At 58.5% G+C, this 19,653-nt stretch carries 14 protein-coding genes; 9 read left to right on the top strand and 5 right to left on the bottom strand.

Going from position 1 to position 19,653, the window contains the following annotated elements; translation table 11 throughout:
- Positions 1 to 14 precede the first annotated feature (14 nt).
- A complete protein-coding gene (locus ACJ8IN_RS15450) occupies positions 15 to 200 on the bottom strand; it encodes a hypothetical protein (protein WP_125460720.1) in 186 nt (61 codons plus the stop codon).
- 238 nt (positions 201 to 438) lie between these two features.
- Here ACJ8IN_RS15450 and ACJ8IN_RS15445 point away from each other — a divergent pair, with 238 nt between their 5' ends.
- Genes ACJ8IN_RS15445 through rcsB form a run of 4 tightly spaced genes read left to right on the top strand, consistent with a single transcriptional unit; the run spans position 439 to position 5,421 of the window.
- Entirely contained in the window at positions 439 to 846 is a 408-nt protein-coding gene (locus ACJ8IN_RS15445; protein WP_094859988.1) for a DUF4186 domain-containing protein, read from the top strand.
- Positions 847 to 900: 54 nt separating this feature from the next.
- Positions 901 to 2,055, top strand: a complete 1,155-nt coding sequence (locus ACJ8IN_RS15440) for an MFS transporter (protein ID WP_033648025.1) — start codon at positions 901 to 903, stop codon at positions 2,053 to 2,055.
- A 20-nt stretch (positions 2,056 to 2,075) separates the two neighbouring features.
- Positions 2,076 to 4,778, top strand: a complete 2,703-nt coding sequence (gene rcsD / locus ACJ8IN_RS15435) for a phosphotransferase RcsD (RefSeq protein WP_308331945.1) — start codon at positions 2,076 to 2,078, stop codon at positions 4,776 to 4,778.
- Positions 4,771 to 5,421, top strand: a complete 651-nt coding sequence (rcsB, locus tag ACJ8IN_RS15430) for a response regulator transcription factor RcsB (protein ID WP_004935900.1) — start codon at positions 4,771 to 4,773, stop codon at positions 5,419 to 5,421. The genes rcsD and rcsB overlap by 8 nt, the downstream gene beginning before the upstream one ends.
- Before the next feature lie 61 nt (positions 5,422 to 5,482).
- Here rcsB and rcsC read toward each other — a convergent pair whose 3' ends face one another.
- Both rcsC and gyrA read right to left on the bottom strand, forming a co-directional pair.
- Positions 5,483 to 8,344 carry a two-component system sensor histidine kinase RcsC gene (rcsC, locus tag ACJ8IN_RS15425; RefSeq protein ID WP_039565028.1) on the bottom strand — a complete coding sequence of 954 codons (2,862 nt, stop codon included), beginning with the start codon at positions 8,342 to 8,344 and terminating at the stop codon, positions 5,483 to 5,485.
- Positions 8,345 to 8,507: 163 nt separating this feature from the next.
- Positions 8,508 to 11,150 (bottom strand): DNA topoisomerase (ATP-hydrolyzing) subunit A, encoded by a 2,643-nt coding sequence (gene gyrA / locus ACJ8IN_RS15420; RefSeq protein WP_004935906.1) that lies wholly within the window; start codon positions 11,148 to 11,150, stop codon positions 8,508 to 8,510.
- Between the two features lie 212 nt (positions 11,151 to 11,362).
- On the opposite strand from gyrA, the gene ubiG reads away from it, so the two are divergent.
- From ubiG to yfaE, 4 genes are all read left to right on the top strand, one after another.
- Complete coding sequence (gene ubiG / locus ACJ8IN_RS15415; protein ID WP_004935909.1) at positions 11,363 to 12,088, top strand: bifunctional 2-polyprenyl-6-hydroxyphenol methylase/3-demethylubiquinol 3-O-methyltransferase UbiG; 726 nt, start codon at positions 11,363 to 11,365, stop codon at positions 12,086 to 12,088.
- Between the two features lie 438 nt (positions 12,089 to 12,526).
- Entirely contained in the window at positions 12,527 to 14,815 is a 2,289-nt protein-coding gene (gene nrdA, locus ACJ8IN_RS15410; RefSeq protein ID WP_033635301.1) for a class 1a ribonucleoside-diphosphate reductase subunit alpha, read from the top strand.
- 67 nt (positions 14,816 to 14,882) lie between these two features.
- Positions 14,883 to 16,013, top strand: coding sequence for a class Ia ribonucleoside-diphosphate reductase subunit beta (gene nrdB / locus ACJ8IN_RS15405; protein ID WP_047571232.1), 1,131 nt, complete (start codon positions 14,883 to 14,885; stop codon positions 16,011 to 16,013).
- Between the two features lie 3 nt (positions 16,014 to 16,016).
- Complete coding sequence (gene yfaE, locus ACJ8IN_RS15400) at positions 16,017 to 16,277, top strand: class I ribonucleotide reductase maintenance protein YfaE (RefSeq protein WP_047571230.1); 261 nt, start codon at positions 16,017 to 16,019, stop codon at positions 16,275 to 16,277.
- Between the two features lie 59 nt (positions 16,278 to 16,336).
- Here yfaE and ACJ8IN_RS15395 read toward each other — a convergent pair whose 3' ends face one another.
- Both ACJ8IN_RS15395 and ACJ8IN_RS15390 read right to left on the bottom strand, forming a co-directional pair.
- Entirely contained in the window at positions 16,337 to 16,489 is a 153-nt protein-coding gene (locus tag ACJ8IN_RS15395; protein ID WP_033648029.1) for a Hok/Gef family protein, read from the bottom strand.
- A gap of 489 nt (positions 16,490 to 16,978) precedes the next feature.
- Complete coding sequence (locus ACJ8IN_RS15390; protein WP_308325920.1) at positions 16,979 to 18,175, bottom strand: nicotinamide mononucleotide deamidase-related protein YfaY; 1,197 nt, start codon at positions 18,173 to 18,175, stop codon at positions 16,979 to 16,981.
- A gap of 245 nt (positions 18,176 to 18,420) precedes the next feature.
- Between ACJ8IN_RS15390 and tyrP the strand changes: the two genes are divergently transcribed.
- The gene (gene tyrP, locus ACJ8IN_RS15385; RefSeq protein WP_015378562.1) at positions 18,421 to 19,629 is read left to right on the top strand and encodes a tyrosine transporter TyrP; all 1,209 of its coding nucleotides are present in this window, start codon (positions 18,421 to 18,423) and stop codon (positions 19,627 to 19,629) included.
- The last annotated feature ends 24 nt before the right edge of the window (positions 19,630 to 19,653 follow it).

Genomic DNA, 19,653 nt, shown 5'->3' with positions numbered 1-19,653 from the left:
AGTTATACATATCTTTAAGAAAAAAAAGCCAACCATACAATTGAGACGGGCAATAAGCACATTGTGCCAAAACGCGCCCCACACGCAGCCGCTATAATCACTTCGCTATCATCATTATTTTCATTATTACCTTCATTATCGGAAGATAATTTCTGCATTCCTTTTAACCGGCTTCTGGCCGGTTTTTTATTTCCCTCCATACTCCCCTCACAATTTCGACTCGCACAAATAGCAAGCAAATAAATAACCCAATGATATAGTTTCACTAATTTACCGCCGCACTAATTGCTAATCTTTTTCCTTATTTTAGCCTACAAATTGAGCTTGCTTTTCATTTCGTGCTTTATCTTGCCGATTATTTCCCGCCGCAGGCACAATTAGCCGCAGAGTTTCAGTTCTGGTAATCTGAAAAAAGCGCACTTTCAGCGAGTAAAATTCATGATGCCCTTTCAACCCGACGTGCTGTGGCGGCGGCTGCAAAGTTCCCCCTTCCGCGCTCGCTTCCGTTTAAATGCCAAAGACCAGGCTTATCTCGAGGGCAAGGGATTACCCCTTATCCTCAGCCATGCCCGCGATTTTATCGATCGCCGCCTGGCCGCCGCCCACCCTAAAAACGACGGCAAGCAAACGCCGATGCGTGGCCACCCGGTATTCGTCGCCCAGCACGCCACCGCCACCTGCTGCCGCGGCTGCCTGGAAAAGTGGCACGGCATACCGCAGGGCGTCGCACTGGACGAGCGGCAAAAGGACTATATTATCCAGGCTATCGCGCTGTGGCTGGTGCGCAGAGGCGGCGCCAGGGATATATCAGGCACGAATATTTTCGACCCGGATCGCGGATTGTGATAAAAACTGTCAGTAACTTTCACCATTCTTTTGACCCAAGATCCTGACGCTTACATGACAGCCACCTTGTGCAATGAACAGCAAACGCCCGGCGTTCCTCAACAGATCGCCACCCGTCTGGCCTTTTTCGTCGCCGGTCTCGGCATGGCCGCCTGGGCGCCGCTGGTCCCCTTCGCCAAAGCGCGCATCGGCATCGACGACGGCTCGCTCGGCCTGTTGCTGCTCTGTATCGGTGCCGGCTCCATGCTGGCGATGCCGCTGACCGGTTTCCTGACCGGCAAATTGGGCTGCCGCTCGGTGATTTTGATGGCGGGGCTGGGATTGTGCATCGATCTGCCGCTGCTGGCGCTGATGGACTCTCTCGGCGGCATGGCCGTGGCGCTGCTGCTGTTCGGTGCGGCGATCGGCATGATCGACGTAGCGATGAACGTTCAGGCGGTGATCGTCGAACGCGCCAGCGGCAAGGCGATGATGTCCGGCTTTCACGGTTTCTTCAGCATCGGCGGCATTGCCGGTGCCGGCGGCGTCAGCGCGCTGTTGTGGCTGGGGCTGACGCCGCTGCAATCCACCCTGCTGACCGTATTGGCGGTGATAGTGCTGCTGGCGCTCGCCAGCCGCCATCTGCTGCGTGAGAGCGGCGCCGACGACGGCGGGCCAATGTTCGTCTTGCCGCGCGGCTGGGTGATGTTCATCGGCATTCTTTGCTTCATTATGTTCCTGGCGGAAGGATCGATGCTCGACTGGAGCGCGCTGTTCCTCACCACATTGCGCGGCGTCGAACACAGCCAGGCCGGTCTGGGCTATGCGCTGTTTTCCATCACCATGACGCTCGGTCGCCTCAATGGCGATCGGGTAGTGAACTCACTGGGCCGCTACCGGGTGTTGCTGCTGGGCAGCCTGTGCGCCGCTCTCGGCCTGAGTCTGGCCATCGCCTTCAATCACGCCACCGTGTCGCTGGTCGGTTTCATGCTGGTCGGCCTGGGCGCCTCGAACGTGGTGCCGATCCTGTTCAGCGCTGCAGGCAACCAGCGCGACATGCCGGCCAATTTGGCGATCGCCTCCGTCACCACCGTCGGCTATGCCGGTATTCTGGCCGGCCCGGCGCTGATCGGCTTCATCGCTCAGTTTTCCAGCCTGACGGTGGCCTTCGCCTGCGTAGCCGCTCTGCTGTTGGCGGTGACCGCCAGCGCCAGGGCCGTCACTCGCTGATTCAGGAATGCGCAGTCACTATGCAAAATAAACAATTGACCATCAGCTCCAGCAACATTACCCGCTGCTTCCTGCTGTTTATCGTGCTGCTGACGATCGGCATCGGCCTGTATGGCTACAACTACACCAACGCCTGGCTGGCGGAAAAAAAGTACGCGCTGAACAGCATTGCCGGTTCGCTGCAAAAGCGCATCGATACCTACCGCTATATGACCTATCAGGTCTATGACAAATTTGGCAATGCGCCGGCGCAGAATGTCGATCCCGGTTTGCAGGAAACCCGCCTGCGGCCCGACGTCTATTATATCGAGAAACCGCACAAGAAAACCGACGCGGTGATCTTCGGCAGCCATGACGAGAGCACGCTGGCGATGATCGCCAACATCTCGGATTACCTGGACACCCGCTGGGGCGCCAAGACCGAAAACTACGCCATGTATTACCTCAATGGTCAGGACAACAGCCTCAGCCTGATCACCACTCAGCCGCTCAAAGAGCTGGCTTCGCGCTTTCGGGAAAGCTACCTGACCACCTCGGCGGACGAACGCCGCGCCGAGATGCTGCAGCAGGCCAATATGCTCGACGAGCGCGAGAGCTTTTCCGATCTGCGCAAGCAGCGCTTCCAGAACGCCTATTCGTTCTCGATTCGCACCACTTTCAATCAGCCAGGGCATCTGGCGACGGTGATCGCCTTCGACTTGCCGATCAACGACATCATTCCGGCCAATCTGGCCCGCGCCAATTTCCTGCTGCAGCCGGACGATGTCGATCTCGACGACAGCACCATCCCGGCGGAAACCGTCCTCGGCACCCATGCGACGATGAGCGGCGGCTGGGTGGAGTTCAGCGCCGCCCTGCCCAATGCGCCGCTGAAGGTGGTGTATCGCGTTTCGGCCATCAATCTGGCCATCGACCTGCTGCGCAACAACATCTGGCTGATCGCGGTCAACTTGCTGCTGCTGGCGCTGTCGATGCTGAGCATCTACTTTATCCGCCGCCAGTACATTCGCCCGAGCGAAAACATGGCGGTGGAACTGGAGGCCGAGCGCGCGCTGAATCAGGAAATCGTCTCCAGCCTGCCTTCCGGCCTGCTGGTCTACAGCTTCGCCAACAATGCGGTGATCGCCAGCAATAAAATCGCAGAGCACCTGTTGCCGCACCTCAGTCTGCAAAAGATCGCCCATATGGCCGAACAGCATCACGGGGTGATCCAGGCGACGGTCAACAACGAGGTGTATGAAATCCGCATCTTCCGCAGCCAGTTATCGCCGGACACCTACCTGTTCCTGATGCACGATCAGGATAAAGAGGTGATGGTGAACAAGCGGCTGCAGCAGGCACGGCGCGAATACGACAAAAACGTTCAGGCGCGCAAGCTGATGCTGCACAACCTGGGCATTGAGCTGAATCAGCCGGTACGCCAGATGCACGATCTGGTCGATCGTCTGCACGGCAGGCCGGATGAGGAACAGCAGCAGGCGCTGCTGGGCCAGCTGACGGCGGCGTCGGCTTCGGTGCTGGAATTGATCGATAACATCACCCTGCTGACCCGGCTGGAAACCCAGGACTGGCAACCCTCGCGCGAGCCGTTTAGCCCGACGGCGATGATCGACGAGTTGCTGTTGGAGGCCCTGCCCGCCCTTAATCAGAAGGGGCTGGCGCTGTTCAAGCATTTCCAGCTGGACGTCGAGCAGAACTATATCGGCGACGCCAACGCGCTGCGCAAGGTGATCTCGCTGCTGGTGCATTACGCCATTATCACTACCGCCTGCGGCAAGGTTACACTGGTTATCGACCATGAGCCCGAGCACCCTGACCGCCTGATTTTCCAAATCAACGACACCGGCTCCGGCATCTCCAACGAAGAGATCAGCAACCTCAACTATCCGTTCCTCAGCCAGACGCTGGTGGATCGCTTCAACCACGGTTCCGGCCTCACCTTCTTCCTGTGCAATCAGCTGTGCAAGAAGCTTAACGGCCAGTTGGACATTCGCAGCAAGGTGGATATCGGCACTCGCTACACCATTCGCGTCGCCATGGAGATGGAGAAAAAAGAGCCGCAGGAGCAGGAAAAACTGCTCGACGGCGTCACCGCCCTGCTGGACGTCACGTCGGATGAAGTGCGCGGCATCGTGACCCGTCTGCTGCAGGCCTACGGCGCCGACTGCCTCGTCGCCGACGATCGCGCGGTCAATCGTGATTATGACGTGCTGCTGACCGATAACCCGCAGAGAGCCGATGATTACACCCTGCTGCTGGCGACCGATGAGCCGGGTTGGCAAGCGCTGGATAAACGCTACATTCGGGTGAACTACAACCTGAACGGCGCATTAATCGACGCCGTGCTGATACTGATCGAACAGCAAATGGCCGCGCTGGAACAGGAAGAAAGCCCGCTTTCATTGAGTTCAGAAGATATCCAACTCTATGAAAAACAATTGAAATCAAGTGATTACTATGGGCTGTTTGTCGATACAGTACCCGACGATGTCAAAAAACTGTATACTGAGGCGGGCAGCAGTGATTTCAATGCGCTGTCACAAACCGCACATCGCCTGAAAGGCGTGTTTGCCATGTTAAATCTGCTTCCCGGCAAGCAGCTGTGCGAATCGTTAGAACAGCGCATCGCAGAAGGTGATGCGCCCGAGATCGAGAATAACATCAGTCAGATTGATTTTTTCGTCAGCAGACTGCTGAAGCAAGGTAGCCAACAACATGAATAACCTGAACGTAATTATTGCTGATGACCATCCTATCGTACTGTTTGGCATCCGGAAGTCACTTGAGCAAATTGAATGGGTGAATGTCGTTGGGGAGTTCGAAGACTCAACCGCACTGATCAACAATCTGTCCAAGCTGGACGCCAACGTGCTGATCACCGATCTGTCGATGCCGGGTGACAAGTATGGCGACGGCATCACGCTGATTAAGTACATCAAGCGTCACTATCCGCAGTTGTCGATCATCGTGCTGACCATGAACAACAACCCGGCGATCCTGAGCGCGGTATTGGATCTGGATATCGAAGGCATCGTGCTGAAACAAGGCGCGCCTACCGATCTGCCGAAGGCGCTGGCCGCCCTGCAGAAAGGCAAGAAGTTCACGCCGGAAAGCGTCTCTAAACTGCTGGAGAAGATCAGCGCCAGTGGCTATGGCGACAAACGCCTGTCGCCGAAAGAGAGCGAAGTGCTGCGCCTGTTCGCCGAAGGTTTCCTGGTGACCGAGATCGCCAAGAAGCTCAACCGCAGCATCAAAACCATCAGCAGCCAGAAGAAATCGGCGATGATGAAGCTGGGCGTCGAGAACGACATCGCCCTGCTCAACTACCTCTCTTCCGTCAGCATGACGCCGTTGGACAAAGACTAAAGCCTGACTCACGGCAGGTTAACGCCAAACAGGCACGGCATTCGCCGTGCCTGTTTGCTTTTCAAGCCTCGCTGCGGCTGTAGCGCACCTGCTGGCTGTAGTAAGCCAACGTCTGTTCCAGCGTCTCCAGCGTGACCGGTTTCGACAGGCAATTATCCATACCCGCCTCGAGGCAACGCTGCTTCTCTTCCGCCAGCGCGTTCGCCGTCACGCCGATCACCGGCGCGCTGAACTGCATCTGCCGTAGCGCCTGCGTCAGACGATAACCGTCCATATTCGGCATATTGACGTCGGTCAGCACAATATCGACGCGATGCTGTTTCAGCACGCCGAGCGCGTCGACGCCGTCGTTGGCGGTCACCACCTGATATCCCAGCGATCCCAGCTGATCGGACAACAGGCGACGGTTGATCGGATGATCGTCGACCACCAGCAGATGAATATCGCCGTTGTCCGCCGCGCTAGCCTTGGCGGGCACCGGCAGCTGCACCAGCGCCTCAGCCGCGCCGCTGCCGACGCCGAACAACCGGTTAAGCAAGGTCAGCGTTTCACGCGGCGTGGAGGTGCTGTGCATCCAATAGCCCGGCCGGGTTTCCTGTGATGGGCCAATATGCTCGGTGGAGAATTGGATCTGAGCCAGCAGCGGCGCATCCAGCATCAGCGGATGATCGCTGAGCAGCACCTCTCCCGCGGCGGTCTCCTGCCCGTCATAGCGCTGGATATCGGCGCCGTAGCCGCCCAGGATCGCCATCAGGTAGCTTTCCAGCCGCTGATTGCGGATATCCAGCCACAGCCGACGCCCCTGCCAGGTATCGCTGGCCTGCGGGATCGGAAACTGGGCGTTAAACAATGGAATGCGAATGCTGAACAAGCTGCCCAGGCCCGGCTCGGACTCGACGGAGACGTCGCCGTCCATCAGGTTGACCAATTTCTCGCAGATCGCCAATCCCAGGCCGGTACCCTGGAAATGACGCTGCACGCCGGTCCCCACCTGGAAGAACGGATCGAACAGGCGCGAAATCTCCTTCTCCGGGATGCCGACGCCGGTATCGCGCACGCTGAACTCCAGGTAGCTGCCGCGGGTGCAGACCTGCAGCACGATACAGCCGGTATCGGTGAACTTGATGGCGTTGTTCACCAGGTTGGAGAGCACCTGCTGCAGCCGCACCGGATCGCCGAAGATGCGCTCCGGCACGTTCTGTTCGATAAAGCAGTACAGCCCCAGACGCTTCTTGACCACCAGCGGCAAATAGTTGCCGGCGATATGGGTGATCACCTCCAGGCAGGAGAACTCGCGCGGTTCAATCTTCAACTGCTCGGACTCGATTTTGGAGAAATCGAGGATGTCGCTGATGATTTTCAGCAGCAGGCCGGAAGAGTTGTTCATCGCATTGACCAGCCGATCGACCCCTTGCGGCAACGCCTTGGTTTGCAGCAGATCAAGGTTGCCGATGATGCCGTACAGCGGCGTGCGCAGCTCATGGCTGACGGTGGCCAGGAACATCGATTTCGACTGGCTGGCCTGCTCCGCCGCCGCCGCCATCTCCTGCAGCGACTCTTCCATCTTCACGCGCGCGCTGACGTCCACCAACACGCAAATCGCCACCTCTTCGTTACGGTAGCGCGAATGGACAAAGCTGATCTGCAGGTTATTGTTGTTGCTGGTCATTACATCGACGAAATTCGCCTGCTGTTCGCAAATGATGCGCGTTATGCGATCGCGGTCTTCGTGGGTCAACAGGTTGATGTAGTTGTGCGCCAGTTCGTTACTCAGGATATTGGTGCCGTCGCTGATGCGCAGGATACAGATGCCCACCGGCGCCGAAGCGACGATCTTGCGGTTGAACTGCTCGTGCTCCTCCAGGCGAAACGCGTTGTCCTCCGCCGGCAGGAACATTTTACGCTCAAACAGCCACGCCAGCGTGAACAACACGATGGCCGACAACAGGTTCAGCAACAGCGCGTTGAGGATCAGCATTTTGAAGCGTTCCACCACGCTTTTCACCGGCAGCGCATAGACGATGCTCAGCGAAGAAGGCGGCAGCGCTTTCTTCAGGATCAGGTCGCGGTAATTGTCGACATAACCGAAGTAGGCATGCTCTTCGGGGTAGCTGTTGAGCGCAGCGGCATAGCGTTCGCCATCCGCCAGGCGCAGCACCGGCTCGTTGTTCTCATCCAGCAGCGTGACGCCGATCGGCAGGTTGCCGGCGGTAACGAAATCTTCCAGCCGAACGGTTTGCTCGATGCCCAGCAACGCTTCCAGCTTGTTGCCGATATAGAGAGGCGTCAGCACGTACAGATAACCGACGTCCGGCCGCTGCGCGCTGGGGCTGATCCAATACAGGTTGTTGTCTTTGTCGAGATTCTTGGCGTTGCGGTATTTCAGAATGCGCTCGTGCAGCAACTTCAGCATGTTTTCCCGATTGGCGCTCGCGTTGCCGCCGCCGAACTCCGCCATACACAGGCTGTCGCCGCCGATGAAGAACACCCGGTTGAGATCGTAGGCCGCCACGAAGTTCTCTTTCCAATACTGGATCAGGCCGCTCAGCGAATCGAGCGAACTGCGATAGGTGGTGCTCAGCGCGCAGTTGGACTCCGGGTACAGCGGAAAGAATTGCGGCGGGCTGCCCTTGCCGGGGATCACGCCGCTGAACATGTCCAGGCCGCTGACCGAACCGTTGAGGCGGTTTTCCGCCATATACTTGATGTCGCGAATGATGTCAGCGGAGTGACGGATGTAGCCCTGCGCCTGGTCGAAGTTGAGGTTGTACTCCTGCCGGATGTCCGATTCTTTCTGATGCAGGATATTCAGAATATAAAAGGTGGTGAGCAGCGCACCCAACGACCACAGCAAAATCGCCAGTACCCGGAACAGATAGCGGGATATCTTCAGCGTAGTTCGAAAAGAGGCTAAGTATTTCAATCGGATACCATACGAAAGTCAGTGGCGGCGCACGCTGTCGCCGGCGCAGCGGCCGGCGGCTCGGTGCGCCAATTAAACCATATAACTGAAAAAGGGCCTAGCATCGCTGCCAGACCCTTTTGTCGCAGTGCATCATGGTGCCGGCATGCCGACGCCCTTTGCTTTAAACGTTGTCGTCGTCCATCGGCTCAGCCGCGTCGTCGCCATCGTCCAGCGGCGTGGTGTCTTCTTCCACCGCTTCCGCGCCCGGCTCCAGGCTGTCCAGCTCTTCGTCTTCCACCGGCTCGGCCACGCGCTGCAGACCGACGACGTTTTCGTCTTCCGCCGTGCGGATTAGCGTCACGCCCTGGGTGTTACGGCCCACCACGCTGACTTCCGAAACGCGGGTACGCACCAGCGTGCCGGCATCGGTGATCATCATGATCTGGTCGCTGGTTTCCACCTGCACGGCGCCGACCACCTGGCCGTTACGCTCGCTCACCTTGATGGAGATAACCCCCTGGGTGGCGCGCGACTTGGTCGGGTACTCGGTCACGGCGGTACGTTTACCGAAGCCGTTTTGCGTGACGGTCAGGATGTCGCCTTCGCCGCGCGGCACGATCAGCGAGATCACGCTGTCGCCTTCGCCGAGGTTGATGCCGCGCACGCCGGTCGCGGTACGGCCCATCGAACGCACCTGCGTTTCCGGGAAGCGCACCACTTTACCGTTGGCGGAGAACAGCATCACTTCGTTGCTGCCGTCGGTCAGATCGACACCGATCAGCTCGTCACCCTCGTTGAGGTTGACGGCGATGATGCCGGCGCTGCGTGGGCGGCTGAACTCGGTCAGCGCGGTTTTCTTCACGGTACCGCTGGCGGTGGCCATGAACACGTGGCGCCCTTCTTCATACTCGCGCACCGGCAGAATGGCGGTGATACGCTCATCGGCTTCCAGCGGCAGCAGGTTGACGATTGGGCGACCGCGCGCGCCGCGGCTGGCTTCAGGCAGTTGGTACACCTTCATCCAGTACAGGCGGCCACGGCTGGAGAAGCACAGGATCGTATCGTGGGTGTTGGCCACCAGCAGACGATCGATAAAGTCTTCTTCTTTGATACGCGCCGCAGACTTGCCTTTGCCGCCGCGGCGCTGCGCTTCATAGTCGGACAGCGGCTGATACTTCACGTAGCCCTGGTGAGACAGGGTCACCACCACGTCTTCCTGATTGATCAGGTCTTCGATGTTGATGTCGGAAGTATTGGCGGTGATCTCGGTGCGGCGGCCGTCGTTGTACAGCTCTTTGACTGCCACCAGCTCTTCGCGGATCACTTCCATCAGGCGCTCTGGGCTTTCCAGGATAAAGATCAGCTCGGCGATAAAGTTGAGCAGCTCTTTATATTCGTCCAGCAGCTTCTCGTGCTCCAGGCCGGTCAGTTTCTGCAGGCGCAGATCCAGAATCGCCTGAGCCTGCTGCTCGGTCAGGTAGTACTTGCCGTCGCGGATGCCGAACTCCGGCTCCAGCCACTCAGGGCGGGCGGCGTCGTCACCGGCGCGTTCCAGCATGGCGCTGACGTTGCCCAAATCCCACGGCTGCGCCACCAGCGCGACTTTCGCTTCGGCCGGGGTCGGCGCACGGCGAATCAGCTCGATGATCGGATCGATGTTGGCCAGCGCGATAGCCAGCGCTTCCAGGATATGGGCGCGGTCGCGGGCCTTGCGCAGTTCGAAGATGGTGCGGCGGGTAACCACTTCGCGGCGGTGACGCACGAAGGCTTCGAGGATGTCTTTCAGGTTCAGCAGCTTAGGCTGGCCCTGATGCAGCGCGACCATGTTGATGCCGAAGGTGACCTGCAGTTGCGTCAGCGCATACAGGTTGTTCAGCACCACTTCGCCGACCGCGTCGCGTTTGACTTCGATCACGATGCGCATGCCGTCTTTATCGGACTCGTCGCGCAGCGCGCTGATGCCTTCCACACGCTTTTCTTTCACCAGTTCGGCGATCTTCTCGATCAGACGCGCCTTGTTCACCTGATACGGGATCTCGTGAACGATGATGGTTTCGCGCCCGGTCTTGGCGTCGGCTTCCACTTCCGCACGCGCGCGCAGGTAGACTTTGCCGCGCCCGGTGCGGTAGGCCTCTTCAATGCCGCGACGGCCGTTGATGATCGCCGCCGTCGGGAAGTCCGGCCCCGGGATGTGTTCCATCAGCCCTTCGATGCTGATGTTTTCATCGTCGATATAGGCCAGGCAGCCGTTGACGACTTCCGCCAGGTTGTGCGGCGGGATATTGGTGGCCATGCCCACGGCGATGCCCGACGAGCCGTTGACCAGCAGGTTCGGGATCTTGGTCGGCATGACGGCCGGGATCTGCTCAGTGCCATCATAGTTAGGCACGAAGTCGACGGTTTCTTTTTCCAGATCCGCCAACAGTTCGTGAGCAATCTTGGACATGCGCACTTCGGTATAACGCATCGCCGCGGCGGAGTCGCCGTCGACGGAGCCGAAGTTACCCTGACCGTCCACCAGCATGTAGCGCAGTGAAAACGGCTGAGCCATACGCACGATAGTGTCGTAAACCGCGCTGTCACCGTGCGGGTGATATTTACCGATCACGTCCCCGACGACACGGGCCGATTTCTTGTATGGTTTATTCCAGTCGTTACCCAATACGCTCATCGCGTACAGAACGCGGCGGTGAACCGGCTTCAGTCCATCACGAACATCTGGCAGCGCACGTCCGACAATAACGGACATCGCATAGTCCAGATACGAGTTTTTCAACTCGTCTTCGATGTTTACCGGTGTGATTTCTCTGGCAAGGTCGCTCATGGAGCTGCTATCCCTCTACTAATGATTCATCTGCCCGCTGCCATAGTGGCAAAGGTGTAAAACTATATCACAAAGCACGCTTTACGGGAAAATAACCGCCGCTGTTTCACGGAAATTGTGCAGATAAGTGCGCTAAAAACGCATCGGCACAGACGATGCCGCGCCGGAACATGTATAATCCGCGCAACGAGAACAAGGAGCCAGACAAGCCCATGAACGCAGAATCATCCAGCCGAGTGCAAAACGTTGACCACCAGGAAATCGCCAAGTTCGAGGCCGTCGCCTCCCGCTGGTGGGATCTGGAAGGCGAGTTCAAACCGCTGCACCGCATCAACCCGCTGCGCCTGAACTACATCATGCAACGCGCCGGCGGCATTTTTGACAAGCAGGTGCTCGACGTGGGCTGCGGCGGCGGCATTCTGGCGGAAAGCATGGCGCGCGAAGGCGCCAAGGTGACCGGGCTGGACATGGGCGCGGAGCCGCTGCAGGTCGCGCGGCTGCACGCGCTGGAAAGCGGCATGGACGTCACCTATGTGCAGGAGACGGTGGAAAGCCACGCTCAGGCCAACCCGCAACGCTACGACGTGGTCACCTGCATGGAGATGCTGGAGCACGTGCCGGATCCGGCCTCGGTGGTGCGCGCCTGCGCCCAGCTGGTGAAACCGGGCGGCCACGTGTTCTTCTCCACCATCAACCGCAACACCAAAGCCTGGCTGATGGCGGTGATCGGCGCGGAGTACGTGCTGAAGATGGTGCCGCAGGGCACCCACGATCATAAGAAGTTCATTCGCCCTTCCGAACTGATCGGCTGGGTCGACGGCACGCCGCTGCGCGAAAAGCACATGATCGGCCTGCATTACAACCCGATCACCGATCATTTCAAGCTTGGGCGCAACGTTGACGTGAACTACATGGTGCACACCCAGCACGAAGGTTAAGCGCTGTAAACCGCGCCGGCCCTGCATTACCGGGGGGCGGCGCCGTTGGCGTATTCGGAAAAATACCTAATTTCCGCGATTTCGCTCAAAATACCCGTTGTAAACAGTTTTTTAGAATATTAAAACAGATCAATATGCCGTTTTTTTCTAACGTTTAATAAAGCGCCAAACGATCGATTTTTTCAGTTTTTCAGTAAAATCTGATCGCGCTTATTGACAAGCTTGTCGCGCCAGTCACGGCGCGCACTGCGAACGGCAAGTTACATTTCACCCCCAAGTTATCCACAAATTAGGCCGGTTTTGTTCACTTGCAAACGCCGTTTTTTCTCACTATCTTGTTACCTCACCGACATACAACCCCTATATATAGTGTTTACATACTGAGCAGAGCGACTACACTTCTGCTTAGGGGCACCATACGGACAGGTAAAACACCACATGAACCAAAGTCTGCTTGTAACTAAACGCGATGGCCGTAAAGAGCGCATCAATCTCGACAAAATCCACCGGGTCATCGATTGGGCCGCAGAGGGATTACACAACGTCTCGGTTTCTCAAGTAGAGTTGCGTTCACACATTCAGTTTTATGACGGCATCAAAACCGCCGACATTCACGAAACCATCATCAAAGCCGCAGCCGATCTGATCTCCCGCGATGCGCCGGACTATCAGTACCTGGCCGCTCGCCTGGCGATCTTCCACCTGCGTAAAAAGGCTTATGGCCAGTTCGAGCCGCCGAAGCTGCACGCTCACGTGACGCGCATGGTCGAGATGGGCAAATACGATAAGCATCTGCTGGAAGACTACAGCGCTGAAGAGTTCGAGCAGATGGATTCCTTTATCGATCACTGGCGCGACATGAACTTCTCTTATGCCGCCGTCAAGCAGCTGGAAGGCAAGTATCTGGTGCAGAACCGCGTCAGCGGCGAGATCTACGAAAGCGCCCAGTTCCTGTACATGCTGGTGTCCGCCTGCCTGTTCTCCAACTACCCGCGTGAAACCCGTCTGGACTACGTCAAACGTTTCTACGACGCGATTTCCACCTTCAAGATTTCGCTGCCTACGCCGATCATGTCCGGCGTGCGCACCCCAACCCGCCAGTTCAGCTCCTGCGTGCTGATCGAGTGCGGCGACAGCCTGGATTCCATCAACGCCACCTCCAGCGCCATTGTGAAATACGTTTCGCAGCGCGCCGGCATCGGCATCAACGCCGGCCGCATCCGCGCGCTGGGCAGCCCGATCCGCGGCGGTGAAGCCTTCCATACCGGCTGTATTCCGTTCTACAAACACTTCCAGACCGCCGTCAAATCCTGCTCGCAGGGCGGCGTGCGCGGTGGCGCAGCAACGCTGTTCTACCCGATGTGGCACCTGGAAGTGGAAAGCCTGCTGGTGTTGAAAAACAACCGTGGCGTTGAAGGCAACCGCGTGCGTCACATGGACTACGGCGTGCAGCTGAACCGCCTGATGTACCAGCGTCTGATCAAGGGCGAAGACATCACCCTGTTCAGCCCGTCCGACGTGCCGGGGCTGTACGACGCGTTCTTCGCCGATCAGGACGAATTCGAACGCCTGTACACCCAGTACGAGAAAGACGACAGCATTCGCCAGAAGCGCGTGAAAGCGGTTGAGCTGTTCTCGCTGATGATGCAAGAGCGCGCCTCTACCGGCCGCATCTACATCCAGAACGTCGACCACTGCAACACCCACAGCCCGTTCGATCCGCAGATCGCGCCGGTGCGTCAGTCCAACCTGTGCCTGGAAATCGCCCTGCCGACCAAGCCGCTGGAAGACGTCAACGACGAAAACGGCGAGATCGCGCTGTGCACCCTGTCGGCCTTCAACCTGGGCGCGATCGACAGCCTGGACGATCTGGAAGAGCTGGCGACCCTGGCGGTGCGCTCACTCGACGCCCTGCTGGATTACCAGGATTATCCGATCAAGGCCGCGCACCGTGGCGCGATGGGCCGCCGCACCCTGGGCATCGGCGTCATCAACTTCGCCTATTACCTGGCGAAGAACGGCGTGCGCTACTCCGACGGCAGCGCCAACAACCTGACGCACAAAACGTTCGAAGCCATTCAGTACTACCTGCTGAAAGCCTCCAACCGCCTGGCTCAGGAACAAGGCGCTTGCCCGTGGTTCAAAGAGACTACCTATTCGCAGGGCATCCTGCCGATCGACACTTACAAGAAAGACCTGGATGCGGTCTGCAGCGAGCCGCTGCACTACGACTGGGAAACCCTGCGTAAAGAGATCCAGGAAACCGGCCTGCGCAACTCGACCCTGTCTGCGCTGATGCCATCGGAAACCTCTTCGCAGATTTCCAACGCCACCAACGGCATCGAGCCGCCGCGCGGCCACATCAGCATCAAGGCGTCGAAAGACGGCATCCTGCGCCAGGTGGTGCCGGAGTATGAGCGTCTGAAAGACAACTACGAGCTGCTGTGGGAAATGCCGAGCAACGACGGCTATCTGCAGCTGGTGGGGCTGATGCAGAAATTCATCGACCAGTCGATTTCGGCCAACACCAACTACGATCCGACCCGCTTCCCGGGCGGCAAGGTGCCGATGAAGCAGCTGTTGAAAGACCTGCTCACCACCTACAAGTTCGGCGTGAAAACGCTGTACTACCAAAATACCCGCGATGGTGCGGAAGACGCCCAGGAAGATTTGCAGCCTGCCAAGGCCGGCGATGACGACTGCGAAAGCGGCGCCTGCAAGATCTAAAGTTTGACCTAGCGGGCCGGAATTTTCCGGCCCCTTCATTTAGCCACGTTACGATGGATTCAGGCTTATGGCTTACACCACTTTTTCTCAGACCAAAAACGACCAGCTGCAAGAGCCAATGTTCTTCGGCCAGTCGGTAAACGTTGCGCGTTTCGACCAGCAAAAGCATGAAATCTTCGAAAAGCTGATCGAAAAACAGCTCTCCTTCTTCTGGCGCCCGGAAGAAGTTGACGTCTCCCGCGATCGCATCGATTACCAGGCGCTGCCGGAGCACGAGAAGCATATCTTCATCAGCAACCTGAAGTATCAGACGCTGCTGGATTCCATCCAGGGCCGCAGCCCGAACGTCGCTCTGCTGCCGCTGATCTCGATCCCTGAGCTGGAAACCTGGGTGGAAACCTGGTCATTCTCCGAGACCATCCACTCCCGTTCTTACACCCACATCATCCGCAATATCGTCAACGATCCGGCGCTGGTGTTCGACGACATCGTCACCAACGAAGAGATCAAAAAGCGCGCGAAAGACATCTCCGGCTACTACGACGATCTGATCGAGATGACCAGCTACTATCACCTGCTGGGTGAAGGCTCCCACCAGGTGAACGGTAAAACCGTCACCGTCAATCTGCGCGCGCTGAAGAAACAGCTGTACCTGTGCCTGATGAGCGTGAACGCGCTGGAAGCGATCCGCTTCTACGTCAGCTTCGCCTGCTCCTTCGCGTTCGCCGAGCGCGAACTGATGGAAGGCAACGCCAAAATCATCAAGCTGATCGCCCGCGACGAAGCGCTGCACCTGACCGGCACCCAGCACATGCTGAACCTGATGCGTTCCGGCGCCGACGATCCGGAAATGGCGGAGATCGCCGAGGAATGCCAACAGCAGTGCTACGATCTGTTCGTGCTGGCTGCCCAGCAGGAAAAAGAGTGGGCGGAATACCTGTTCCGCGACGGCTCGATGATTGGCCTGAACAAAGACATCCTGTGCCAGTATGTGGAGTACATCACCAATATCCGCATGCAGGCGGTCGGCCTCGGTCTGCCGTTCGAAACCCGCTCCAACCCGATCCCGTGGATCAACGCCTGGCTGGTGTCCGACAACGTGCAGGTGGCGCCGCAGGAAGTGGAAGTGAGCTCCTACCTGGTTGGCCAGATCGACTCGGAGATCAACGCCGACGACCTGAGCGACTTCGAACTGTAAGCGATGGCGACGCCAATCGTAACGCTGCGCTCCGCCGGCACGCAGCTCTCCTGCCCCAACAGTGAAAGCTGCCTGCTCGACGTGCTGGAGTTGCACGACGTGCAGGTGGAGTACCAATGCCGCTCCGGCTATTGCGGCGCCTGCCGCCTGAAGCTGGTGAAAGGCGAAGTGGCCTACCGCCAACAGCCGCTGGCGTTTATCAACGCCGGCGAGATCCTGCCCTGCTGCTGTATGCCGCTGACGGATATCGAGCTGGAAATGTAAAGTCGGGTGCCGGAAACCGCGCCTGGAGACCAGAAGGCGGGGTTGCCCCCGCCCTATGATTACCGCTTCACCTCACACGCCAACCTGATCAGGATAGTGATATTTTCCTGGTAGATTTTCAGCTCGCACAACGAGTCTCTTATCATCCAGATAAATAACAAAACCGTAATACATACAACGGTTAGCGAATGAAGCACATGCCTTAAGCGCATGCTTGCCTCCTTGCTGTGAAGGGGCTACCATAACGGTGTCTAGGCGTTAGGGCAGCCCCATTCTGATTGAGAGTCAGTTTGGGGCTTTCATCTATCCGCCTTGTCACACAATGCCCAAGACGAACAGTCTCAAGCACCCGCCAAAAGAGTAACAGCATTCCCTCGCCGCGAATATCCCCTATAAGATTATGATTAATCAGGGATATATAACTATCCTCAAAGTATTTCGCTTAACGCCCCTTTCCTGCCGACGCGGAAAAATAACACGCCGGGGGATCGCCAAAGGCTTTGCGAAACATGGAGATAAAATTACTCGGCGAGGCATATCCCAGCGTTTCCGCGATCTGCAGTACGGTTTCGCCGCGCAGGCGCTCAAGGACTATGGTGCAAGATCCGCAAACGCGGGGCGCGGCGGCGATACACCTTTCACGTCTGGCGTCCGAACGGCTGCAGCAAATCCGTGACGCCGGCAACTCGGCGCCATGACCGTCACTCGATAATTTCCACCACCTCCAGCCAGGCGTTTTTACCGCACGCCTGGCCCCCATTCAGCCAGCGGCGCAGCATATCCAGCGCCAGCATCGCCACCGACTCCTGCCGCAGCCGCAGGCCGTGGCGCGACGCACGATAACGCACCGTCTGGCCAATCCCGCCGCGCGGCGTATGCAGCGCAATGCTCACCTGATCGTCGCACATGGCGCTGACCGCCAACGCCAACGGCGCGCCGGTCAATTCCGCCAGCGAGCGGGCGCGCGCCAGCGTGGTTTCCAGCGTTTCGATGCAGTGCGCCGGCAGCAGTTCTCCCCCCGCCAGCGGCGCTCCTTCGCTCTGCAACTGCAGATTGATCAACCCGGCGCTGAACTGCTCGCTCAACGCCAGCTTCAGCCCTTGCTGATTCAGGCGATGTGTCAGCGTCGCCGGCAACCCGATAGTGCCTTCAAAGATGCAGTTGTCCCCCGCCACCTCGCGCACGCGCCGCCAGGCCAGTTCCATTTCCGCACGCCGGCTTTCCGGCCCGGTCAGCTTCAGCTCGATGATCGGGCTGGAGGAACGGTAACCCAGCACCACATCCGGCGGCAGCGGCATACCGTCCAGCTCGGCGGCCAGATCGCTCTCTGAGGTGCCGAAGGTGGTCAGGCGCAGGCAGAGTGGCGGCGTCGGCAAGGTGAAGCGTTGGCGTAGACGCGGCACGATCTGCTGTTCGACCATCACTTTGAATTCCGACGGCACGCCGGGGGTGAAGAACATCTGACATCGGTTCAGCTGCAGCGCGAACCCGCAGGCGGTGCCCACCGGGTTATCCAGCATTTCCGCGTTGGCCGGGATCTGCGCCTGCTTGCGGTTGGAAGGGGCCATCGGCCGCCCGCGCTCGGCGAAATAGGCTTCCATGCGCGCCAGCCAGTCGGCCCGTTCGACCAGCTCTACGCCACAGGCTTTGGCGGCGGCCAGCGCGCTGAGATCGTCGCTGGTCGGCCCCAGGCCGCCGTTGACGATCAGCACATCGGCGATATGGCTTCGTTCCTGCAGGATCTCGATCAACGCAGAGAGGCTGTCCCCGACCGTTTCCCGCCCGCTCATCGGCACTCCCTGCCGGAACAGGTAGTCCGCCAGCCAGGCGGCGTTGGTATCAATAATTTGCCCGTGCAGCACCTCATCGCCGGTGCTGAGCATCTCCACCCTTAACATTGATCTCTCCCACATTTTTTGGTCATTCCACTATAGAAGCCCGTAAATAACTTTTCACTAGCCGCCTGCGGATAATTTCAGCCATGGGCCCGTTCCTCATGTGCCATGCAGCTCGCCGCAATGTAAACATTACTGTACATCATGCGTAACGTCGGTTTGACACAAATTAGGGCTTCCACTATCCTGCCATCCTCATAAATCGTTACCTATAATTTTCAAAATCTTTCGGCTGGTAGAGAAAAAACGTGAAGAATCGCACTCTTGGCAGTGTTTTTATCGTGGCGGGCACCACCATTGGCGCCGGGATGCTGGCGATGCCGCTGGCGGCGGCCGGCGTCGGCTTCGGCGTCACGCTGGCCTTACTGGTCGGGCTGTGGCTGTTGATGTGTTACACCGCGCTGCTGCTGGTAGAGGTTTACCAGCATGAGCAAGCGGATACCGGTCTGGGCACCCTCGCCAAACGTTATCTCGGCGGCGGCGGCCAGTGGCTGACCAGCTTTAGCATGATGTTCCTGATGTACGCCCTCACCGCCGCCTATATCAGCGGCGCCGGCGAACTGCTCGCCACCAGCATCAGCCAGTGGACATCGCAGGACTTCCCAGTGTCGCTCGGCGTTCTGCTGTTCACCCTGGTGGCCGGCGGCGTGGTGTGCATCGGCACCCACTCGGTCGATTTGTTCAACCGCATCCTGTTCAGCGCCAAAGTGGTATTTCTGGTGGTGATGCTAGGCCTGATGCTGCCGAATATCCACCAAACCAACCTGATGACGCTGCCGCTGGAGCAAGGCCTGGCGCTGTCGGCCATTCCGGTGATCTTCACCTCTTTCGGCTTCCACGGCAGCGTGCCGAGCATCGTCAACTATATGGGCGGCAACATTCGCAAACTGCGCTGGGTGTTTATCATCGGCAGCGCTATCCCGCTGATGGCCTACATCTTCTGGCAGCTGGCAACGCTGGGCAGCATCAGCTCCGACACCTTCGTCGGCATTCTGGCGCAGCAGGCCGGGCTGAACGGTCTGTTGCAGGCGGTGCGCGACGCGGTGGCTTCGCCGCACGTTGAACTGGCGGTGCACCTGTTCGCCGATCTGGCGCTGGCGACCTCGTTCCTCGGCGTCGCGCTTGGGCTGTTCGATTTCCTGGCCGACCTGTTCAAACGGCAAGACAACGTGCGTGGTCGCCTGCAAACCGGCGCCATCACCTTCTTGCCGCCGCTGGCCTTTGCGCTGTTCTATCCACGCGGCTTCGTGCTGGCGTTGGGATTCGCCGCCATCGCTCTGTCGGTGCTGGCCCTGCTGTTGCCTTCACTGCTGGTGTGGAAAACGCGCCAAAAACATCAGGCACAGTATCGCGTCTGGGGCGGTACGCCGGCGCTGGCGTTGGTGTTTGTCTGCGGGGTGACGGTGATCGCCATTCAACTGGGCATCGCCAGCGGCATGCTGCCGGCGGTAGGGTAAGCGGAACAGAAAGAACAAAGGGGC

Source organism: Serratia sp. CY31944 (assembly GCF_052169175.1).
GTDB classification, from domain to species: domain Bacteria; phylum Pseudomonadota; class Gammaproteobacteria; order Enterobacterales; family Enterobacteriaceae; genus Serratia; species Serratia sarumanii.
Note: the sequence above shows the minus strand (reverse complement) of the source record. Positions and strands in the feature narration are given on the sequence as shown.